Origin of the sequence: Burkholderia sp. RS01 (assembly GCF_039748055.1) — a bacterium.
GTDB lineage: Bacteria > Actinomycetota > Actinomycetes > Actinomycetales > Micrococcaceae > Arthrobacter.
In genome coordinates, this window is the sequence record NZ_JBDLAK010000051.1 from 1 (window position 1) to 1282 (window position 1282).

General features: G+C 62.4%; 1 protein-coding gene. It reads right to left on the reverse strand.

Annotated features, from left to right (window positions below; all coding sequences use genetic code 11):
* Window positions 1-110: 110 nt before the first annotated feature.
* Complete coding sequence (locus ABFP37_RS22465) at window positions 111-1085, reverse strand: IS481 family transposase (protein ID WP_347035028.1); 975 nt, start codon at window positions 1083-1085, stop codon at window positions 111-113.
* Between the last annotated feature and the right edge of the window lie 197 nt (window positions 1086-1282).

The following is a 1282-nucleotide window of genomic DNA, read 5'->3' on the forward strand; positions in this document are numbered from 1 at the left end:
GCCCCGGACGGGCCCAAGGAACGGAACACAAAAGGAGCGGTCCAAGACACCCAGTCTTGGACCGCTCACCCTTGCCCCCTTGACAAGAAATACCTACATATCAGGTGTACTCAGCCAATAGGTTGGTTGCACCGGCTGATGGGTGGCTTGCCTCCGAGGCTGCCGTGGGGCCGGTGGTTGTTGTAGAAGTCTAGCCATGGCTGCAGGGCATCAGTGCGGGCCTGGTTGGATGTGAATGGTTGCCGGTAGGCCCAGCCTTCCTGCAAGGTGCGGTTGAAGCGTTCTGCTTTTCCGTTCTGCCAGGGATGCCGAGGTTTGATCAGGATGTGTTTGGCCCCCAGCTGGGCCAGGGCGTCCTGGAAGTCGCGGGAGAGCCGGTAGGCGAAAGCGTTGTCGGTCATGACGCGTTTCACGGGTGCTCCGTTGGATGCCATGGCGGCTGCAGCCCGGGTGAGGAACCCGGCGCAGGTCGGTCCCTTCTCATCGGGAAGCACTTCGGCGTAGGCCAAGCGGGAGTGGTCATCGACGGCGACGTGAACGTAATCGAAGCCCAGCTTTTGGTGTGACGTGCGATGGTTGGCCAGGCTCTGGTCGGGGTCGGCCCGCCAGCCGCCACCCTCAGGGATCCGCCCGAGTTTCTTGACGTCGATATGGATCATGTCCCCAGGGGCGTCGCGTTCATAGCGGCGATCGGTCGCTCGGGAGGAGCGGATCCGTTCACCGGTGACCGGATCCAGGTCCCACAGCCTGGGCATGCCGCCTCGGGCGAGGATCCTGGAGACGGTCCGGGCGCTGACTCCGCATCGGAGTGCCAGATCCACGGGGCCTTCGCGATGCTCCACTTGCTGGGCCAGGACATCGGCAACCACTTTTTTCGGGGTGGCGTGCGGGCATGACTTCGGCCTGGAGCTGCGGTCTTCCAGTCCGGCCCAGCCATGAATTCGGAAACGGCTAAGCCAGCGGTGGGCACAGGTGCGCGAGACGCCCATTTCCTTGGCTACGTGCGCCACTGGCCGGCCAGAGAGGACACGCTCGATGATGATCCGCCTACCGGTCGGGGTCAGGCGGGCATTACGGTGGGACATGAAGACCTCTTAGTCGTTGGCTGTGTGTGGTAACCACCAACCTAAGAGGTCTTCACCCATTCACGGCGTAACCAACGTCCTGACTCAGTACACCTGATATGTAGGTATTTCTTGTCAAGGGGGCAAGGGTGAGCGGTCCAAGACTGGGTGTCTTGGACCGCTCCTTTTGTGTTCCGTTCCTTGGGCCCGTCCGGGGC

What these genes read in the sequence shown, in the direction of transcription:
- ABFP37_RS22465 (WP_347035028.1), bottom strand. Translation starts at nt 1,085, where the DNA reads ATGTCCCACCGTAATGCCCGCCTGACCCCGACCGGTAGGCGGATCATC.